General features: G+C 69.7%; 9 protein-coding genes. 4 read left to right on the forward strand and 5 right to left on the reverse strand.

Features of this window, described 5'->3' with window-relative positions; translation table 11 throughout:
• The coding region (locus tag QZ847_RS10140; RefSeq protein WP_294356190.1) for a DUF5935 domain-containing protein at positions 1-629 on the reverse strand (629 nt) is incomplete at its 3' end.
• On the reverse strand, positions 622-756 hold the full coding sequence (locus tag QZ847_RS10145; RefSeq protein ID WP_294191925.1) for a hypothetical protein: 135 nt from the start codon (positions 754-756) through the stop codon (positions 622-624). The genes QZ847_RS10140 and QZ847_RS10145, both read right to left, overlap by 8 nt.
• An 83-nt stretch (positions 757-839) precedes the next feature.
• Here QZ847_RS10145 and QZ847_RS10150 point away from each other — a divergent pair, with 83 nt between their 5' ends.
• Positions 840-2075 carry a TIGR04063 family PEP-CTERM/XrtA system glycosyltransferase gene (locus tag QZ847_RS10150; RefSeq protein WP_294356193.1) on the forward strand — a complete coding sequence of 412 codons (1236 nt, stop codon included), beginning with the start codon at positions 840-842 and terminating at the stop codon, positions 2073-2075.
• Complete coding sequence (locus QZ847_RS10155) at positions 2045-3208, forward strand: hypothetical protein (RefSeq protein WP_294356195.1); 1164 nt, start codon at positions 2045-2047, stop codon at positions 3206-3208. Before QZ847_RS10150 ends, QZ847_RS10155 begins: the two co-directional genes overlap by 31 nt.
• Here QZ847_RS10155 and QZ847_RS10160 read toward each other — a convergent pair whose 3' ends face one another.
• Both QZ847_RS10160 and QZ847_RS10165 read right to left on the reverse strand, forming a co-directional pair.
• Positions 3209-3511, reverse strand: coding sequence for a hypothetical protein (locus QZ847_RS10160; RefSeq protein WP_294356196.1), 303 nt, complete (start codon positions 3509-3511; stop codon positions 3209-3211).
• Positions 3511-3681, reverse strand: a complete 171-nt coding sequence (locus QZ847_RS10165; protein ID WP_019517339.1) for a hypothetical protein — start codon at positions 3679-3681, stop codon at positions 3511-3513. Before QZ847_RS10165 ends, QZ847_RS10160 begins: the two co-directional genes overlap by 1 nt.
• A 95-nt stretch (positions 3682-3776) precedes the next feature.
• On the opposite strand from QZ847_RS10165, the gene QZ847_RS10170 reads away from it, so the two are divergent.
• Positions 3777-4400 (forward strand): S24 family peptidase, encoded by a 624-nt coding sequence (locus QZ847_RS10170; protein WP_294356198.1) that lies wholly within the window; start codon positions 3777-3779, stop codon positions 4398-4400.
• Between the two features lie 4 nt (positions 4401-4404).
• On the opposite strand, the gene QZ847_RS10175 is transcribed toward QZ847_RS10170, so the two are convergent.
• On the reverse strand, positions 4405-4578 hold the full coding sequence (locus QZ847_RS10175) for a hypothetical protein (protein ID WP_294356200.1): 174 nt from the start codon (positions 4576-4578) through the stop codon (positions 4405-4407).
• A 203-nt stretch (positions 4579-4781) separates the two neighbouring features.
• On the opposite strand from QZ847_RS10175, the gene QZ847_RS10180 reads away from it, so the two are divergent.
• The coding region (locus QZ847_RS10180) for a BamA/TamA family outer membrane protein (RefSeq protein WP_294356202.1) at positions 4782-6499 on the forward strand (1718 nt) is incomplete at its 3' end.

Here is a 6499-nt window from a genome sequence, read left to right on the forward strand (position 1 = left end):
AAGGTCAGCGCATAGGCGAACAGCTTCACGCGCCAGTCGGGCTTGAACAACGTCCCGTCGCGCGCCAGCCACAGGATGATGGGGATGAGCGAGATCGCGACCGCGGAGATGATCGAGCCTTCGTAGAGGCCGGAATTGTTCGCGACCATCAGGTTCAGCTCGCCGTAGCCGCCGCCCGAAACGAGCGTCTTGATCCCGCCGACGATGATGATCGACGCGGCGGAAAGGACCACGAACAGCAGCAGCGACTCGATGCGCAACCGCGTGCGCAAGGTGAGGGGCAGGAAGGCGGCGAAGGCGAGATTCTTCCACACCCATTCCCATTTATCGAGTGCTTCGAGCGGGAAGTCGGCCATCTTGGTGGTGGCGTAGCAATAAGCGAGCAGGACGAGGAACAGTGCTTGGCGCGGCGCGAAGCGGCTGTCCTTCTTATCGTCGGCGAGCGCCCAGCCGAGCACCACCAGCACCACCGCGATCAGGCTGATCGGCACGCTGTTGAGCATGTAATAGGTCAGCCGCTGTGGCGAGATGATGTCGATGTAGACGTAGGCGAGCACGAACAGGAACGGGCGGCGAAAACCCGTTCCCCACAGCGCCAGCAGGAAGCCGATGAACGCGAGGTCACGCACGGCGGCGGCGACGCTCCACGGCGGTGTCGGTCTTGGCCTCGCTGTCGAGGTCGGGACGGCGCAGCAGCAGGATCGCGGCCAGCATCATCAACCCGTGCGCGAGCCCGAGTGCGAAATTGTCGATCATGGCCGCGGCGTCCTCATCGTCGCCACGGCCTAGCCGCGGCGCAGTTGACGCGGCGTTAAACCCGGCTGGGGCAAGAGTGCCCCATGCGCATCCTCCACGTCCTCGACCACGGCTTGCCGCTGCAGAGCGGGTATACTTTTCGTACGCGCGCGATTTTGCACGCGGAGATGGCGCGCGGGTGGCAGGTGGCGGCGGTGACGGGGGCGCGGCAAGGCGCGACCGCCGCCGCGCACGAGACGGTCGACGGAATCGACTTCTTTCGCACCGTGCCGCCCGCCAAGCTCCCCGCGCCCTTGGGGGAGGTGCGCGAGATCGCGGCGCTAGCGCGTCGGGTCGATCAGGTCGTGGATGCGTTTCGCCCCGACGTGCTTCACGCGCATTCGCCGGTGCTGGGTGGCCTTGCCGCGCTGCGCGTGGCGCGGGCACGCGGGTTGCCGCTGCTGTATGAAATCCGCGCCTTCTGGGAAGATGCCGCGGTCGGCAACGGAACCGGGCGGGAGGGAAGCGCGCGCTACCGCGCGACGCGCGCGCTGGAGACATGGCTGTGCCGCCGCGCCGACGCGTTGGCGGTGATCTGCGATGGCTTGCGTGGCGACCTGATCGCGCGGGGTATCTCGCCTGCCAAGATCATCGTGTCGCCCAACGGGGTCGACCTGACGCTGTTCGGCACGCCGCCGGTACGCGACGAGGCGCTCGCGAACGAGCTGGGGTTAGGCGACGAAGTAATCGGCTTCATCGGCAGCTTCTACGATTACGAAGGGCTCGACGATCTGATCGCGGCGATGCCCGCGCTGGTGGCGGCGCGGCCACGTGCGCAACTGCTGCTGGTCGGTGGCGGCCCGATGGAGGCGGCCTTGCGCGCGCAGGCTGCGGCGTCGCCGGCTGCCGCGCAGATCCGCTTCGTCGGCCGCGTACCGCACGTCGAGGTCGAGCGTTACTACAGTCTGGTCGACGTGCTCGCCTATCCGCGCAAGCGGATGCGGCTGACCGATCTGGTCACACCGCTGAAGCCGCTGGAGGCGATGGCGCAGGAGCGGATCGTCGCCGCGTCCGACATCGGCGGTCACCGCGAGCTGATCCGCGACGGCGAAACGGGCACGCTGTTCGCGCCCGACGATCCCGCCGCGATCGCGGCATCGCTGGCGGCGCTGCTCGCCGATCGATCGGAATGGCCGGCACGGCGACAGCGCGCGCGTGCCTTTGTCGAGGCGGAGCGTAACTGGTCGTCAAATATTGCGCGCTACGATCCGGTTTACCACGAACTCGCCCACGCGCGTCAGGACCGAACATGGCAAGCACATTCCCCCTTGAACGCGTGAGGCAATACGTCCTTCCCGCCGTCGCCGCGCTGATCGGGCTAGGCGTCGCCATCGGCATCGCTACGGTACCGAGCGACGTGCTGAACGCCGCGGTCGATCGCGCCGGCTTCAACAGCGTGCTGCCCGCCGCCGCCTCGCCGATCGGCACCACCGGGCGGACGATCCTGGCGCTGCTGGCCGGCGCGCTGATCGCGGCATGCGGGTTCGCGCCGCAGGGGAAGGCGTGGCTGCTTGACCAGCTCGACGCGTTCGCACGCAAGCCGCGCCTGCGCACGGCGCAGGACGGCGACGAGGAGGAGGACGTGCCCGTCATCCGCCGCGCCGACGCGCACCCTGACGCGCCGCCGCGTCGTCCGATCCGCGCCGCGAGCGATCTGGGCGATCCGCTGCCGATCTTCGGCGAGGAGGATCAGCGCTCCGCCCCGCTGCCGCCGCCCGCCGAGCAGCCGCTGCCCGCCGACCTCGACCGCCCGCTCGCCGACTTCGATCCCGCCGCGGTGCCGCTGCGTCCTATGGCGCCGCCCGAGCCGCTGCCACCGCTGTCGCGCCGGGTCGAGCAGGAGGAAGCACCAGCGCCGCGCTTCGCCTGGCTGGCGCCCGAGGAGGAAACGGCCGAGTGGGTCGAGCACGTCGACCAGCCGGTCGCGGCTTCCGTCGTTCCAACGCCCGAGTCGAGCGAGCGCGTTGAATGGGATGACGAGCCCAACGAGCAACCAAACCGCTTCGACGCCGATCCGATCGATGTCTTGGCGGCGTACGAGTCGCATGTAGAGTGGTCGCCTGTTGCCGCTCCGCAGTCCGAGGCCTCTAATGAACAGCCAGCGTTCGATGACGCAGAGGAGCGCGTGCCGGTTGCCGCCTCTCCAGCGCCGACCCCGCGCGAGCCGGTAGCACCGTGGCTGGTGGTCGCCGAGCAGGCGCATGCCGCGGTGACGCCTCCACCCGATCGGGAGGACGAAACGATCGCGGGTCTGCTCGCCCGGCTGGAACGCGGCGCGGCGCAGCGGCGGATCGTCGCCACACCAGCCGCGCCACCTGCGCCCACTCCCACGCCTGCGCCGCCGCCGCCGGCTGCCGCGCCCGCCTCGCTCGACGATACGCTGCAACGCCTGCGCCGCCTCGCCGCGAGCTGATCAGCCGAGAGCGACGGTGACGCCCTCCAGCCGGAAGCGCGCACCGTCGCCGTCGCTCGCGCGCTCGTCCACGCGCAGCTCGGCAACCACGTGGCCGGGCACCGTCAGTTCGGTATCGGCGAGCGTCGCCAGCCACGCGTCGAGCGCCTCGCCGCGCGTGCCGCATGCCTCCACCACGTGACGCGCGCCGCTGAAGGTCGCCGAGCGCCACTCGCGCGCGGCATGGGAGGCGATCGCGATCGGTGCCCCGGCGCGTCGTGCCGAGGCGCATAGCGCGCGCTCGAACCGCTCCGCCGCGCGCATCAGCGTTCCTCCATCATCGCGAATACGCGCGCGCAGATACGCTCGCCCGGCACGCGTCCGCGGCGCAGATCGTGAACGAGGCGCGGGTCGCGCACCGCCAGCCGCCCGAACTTCGTCTCGGGCATGCCGGTGCGGCGCAAATATCGGTCGATGTCGGTCAGCAGGGTCATGCAGCGCTCCTAGAATCAGTGTCCAGCAGGACTTGTTCCTGATCTGTTCTGCTATTTCCAACTTGTCTAGGAATTTTCCTGCGCTACGAACGCGCATGGTCGAGACACCTCGCGACGCGCTCGATCGCCTGACGCGGGAACGCGGAACCAGCCTGTCGGCGTTGTCGCGAATGCTCGGGCGCAACATCGCCTATCTTCAGCAATACGTCCGACGGGGCACGCCGCGCGTGCTACCCGAGCGTGACCGGCGCGTGCTCGCTGCCTTCTTCGACGTCGAGGAAGCGCTGCTGGGCGGTCCGGTGCCGGATGCGCCGGCGCTCGTGCGTGTGCCCTATCTGGGGCTCGCCGCCTCGGCCGGGCCGGGTGCCGATGCCGGGGCAGAGCGTGTCGTGCGCCACGAGGCGTTCGCGCCCGGAACGCTGCGCGCCGTTGGGGTCGCGGCCGCGCATGCGTCGATCATCGATGTGCGGGGCGAGTCGATGGCGCCGCACATCCGCGATGGTGACCGCGTGCTGGTCGACCGCGCCGCGCGCACCGTCTCACGCGCTGGCGGCCTGTTCGTGATCCGCGTCGACGATCTTCTGGCGATCAAGCGCGTCCGGCGCGATGGTGGCGTTCTGGTGATCGCGAGCGACAACCCGCTATTCGCGACGATCGAGCGACCGGTCGGCGATGTCGTGGTGATCGGCCGCGCGCGGATGCTGCTGCGCGATCTGTAGCTTGTCAGCGCCGGCGGTCGATCAACCAGATGCCGAGCGCGACCGCGATGCCGAACGCCACTCCGGCGAGAAAGCCGATCGACGGCTGACGCATGGCGATGCCGACACCGGTGCCGACGAGCGCACCCATTGCGATGAAGAAGCCGCCCGCGGCGGATGATCTGGTCGGCTGGCTCATGGCAGCGCGCTGTGCCACGTCACGCCGGCCCGCGCCAGCACGCGTCGGGTGCGCGACGGGCCGTGGCAGGCGCGCGGTCCGAAGCGGACCCGACCATGCATTGCCCCTGTCGCGACGCGTGGCGGCGGGCTAAGCCGCATATTATGGGTTCGCGTGTGGGGCGGTGCCGCGCGTGGCTATGCGCGGCCGGGGGGATCGTCGGGATGGTGCCGGCTGCCTACGCGCAGCAGGCACGCCCGGTCTCGCCCGCCCCGACACCTGCCGCGTCGTCCGTCGCCGGCGCACCGCAATCGTCCGACCCGCTCGATCTCGATCCTGCCGCGCCGCTCGCCGCGATGCCCGACATCGGGGTCGACTGGCCCGATCTGTCGGCGGCGCCCACGCCAGCGAGCGCGATCGCGCGGCGTGCCGACGTCAACGCGCTGACCCGCTACGATTACCGCGTCGAAGGAATCGACGGGATTGCCTCCGCGCTGCTGCGGCAACGATTCGAGGAATTGTCGACGCTCGCCGCCAACCACAACAAGGAGGCGAACGCCGCGCAGCTCGACCGCCGTGCGAAGCAGGACGCCGACCTGCTCGTCACATTGTTGAAGGGTGAAGGCTATTACGACGCCGCGGTCACGACCGCGGTCGCTAGCGAGGCGAAGCGCCCCGTCATCGTGCTGCAGGCGACGCCCGGGCCGCTCTACCGCTTCGCCGGTGTGACGCTGAACGGTGTCGCGGGCGCGGGCGACAAGACGGCGGCGCTGGAGAAGGCGTTTCCGGTCACCGGCAACGATCCGGTCAATGCCGATACGATCGCGGCGGCCGAGAACACCTTGCGCACCGCGGTCGGCGAGCAGGGATTTGCCTTCGCTAAAGTCGGCGAGCCCGAGATCGTGGTCGACCACGCGACGCGCACCGCGACGCTCGCGCTCGATGTCGCGCCGGGTACCGCGCGGCGTTTCGGGCGCATCACCGCCAATGCGAACAACCGCGTGTTCGACGCCGCGCACGTGCAGGAGATCGCGCGTTTCGCGCCCGGCGATCCGTATACGACCTCCGGTGTCGACGACCTGCGCCGCGCGCTGATCCAGACCGGGCTCGTCTCTACCGCACAGGTGACGCCGGTGCCGGGCGCCACGCCCGAGACGGTCGACCTCGACGTGCGGCTGGAGCCCGCGCCGCCGCGCACGATCGCGGGGGAGTTGGGTTACGGAACGGGTGAGGGCGCACGTGCGGAGGTCAGCTGGACGCATCGGAACCTGTTTCCGCCCGAGGGTGCGTTGACGCTTCGCGGCGTGCTCGGCACGCGCGAGCAGCTCGGCTCGGTCGTGTTCCGCCGCAACAATTTCCGCGAGCGCGACCAAGTGCTGACCGCGCAGTTCGCAGCCGCGCATACGCAGCGCGACGCGTACGATGCCAATACGCTGACGCTGTCGGGATCGCTCGAGCGGCAAACCAACATCTTCTTTCAGAAGACCTGGACTTGGTCGCTTGGTGCCGAGCTGGTCGCGACCGACGAGCGCGACGTGATTGCCTCGACCGGCGAGCCGCGCCGCCGCACCTTCTTCATCGGCGCGCTGCCGACGAGTCTCGGCTACGACGGTTCGGACGACCTGCTCAACCCGACGCGCGGATTTCGTCTCTCCGGACGGCTCAGTCCCGAGGTCAGCCTGCAGGGAAGCGCGTTCGGCTACGCGCGCACGCAATTGGACGTGAGCGGCTATTTGCCGACGACCAAGGCCGTGACGCTCGCCGGGCGCGTGCGGGTCGGTACCATCCTCGGCGCGCCGCGCGACCAGATCGCGCCGTCGCGGCGCTTCTACGCCGGCGGTGGTGCGTCGGTGCGCGGCTATGGTTTCCAGGCGATCGGTCCGCGCGACGTCAACAACGATCCGATCGGCGGGCGATCCTTGTCCGAATTCTCGATCGAGGC

Origin of the sequence: uncultured Sphingomonas sp., assembly GCF_913778135.1 — a bacterium.
Taxonomy (GTDB): Bacteria; Pseudomonadota; Alphaproteobacteria; order Sphingomonadales; family Sphingomonadaceae; genus Sphingomonas.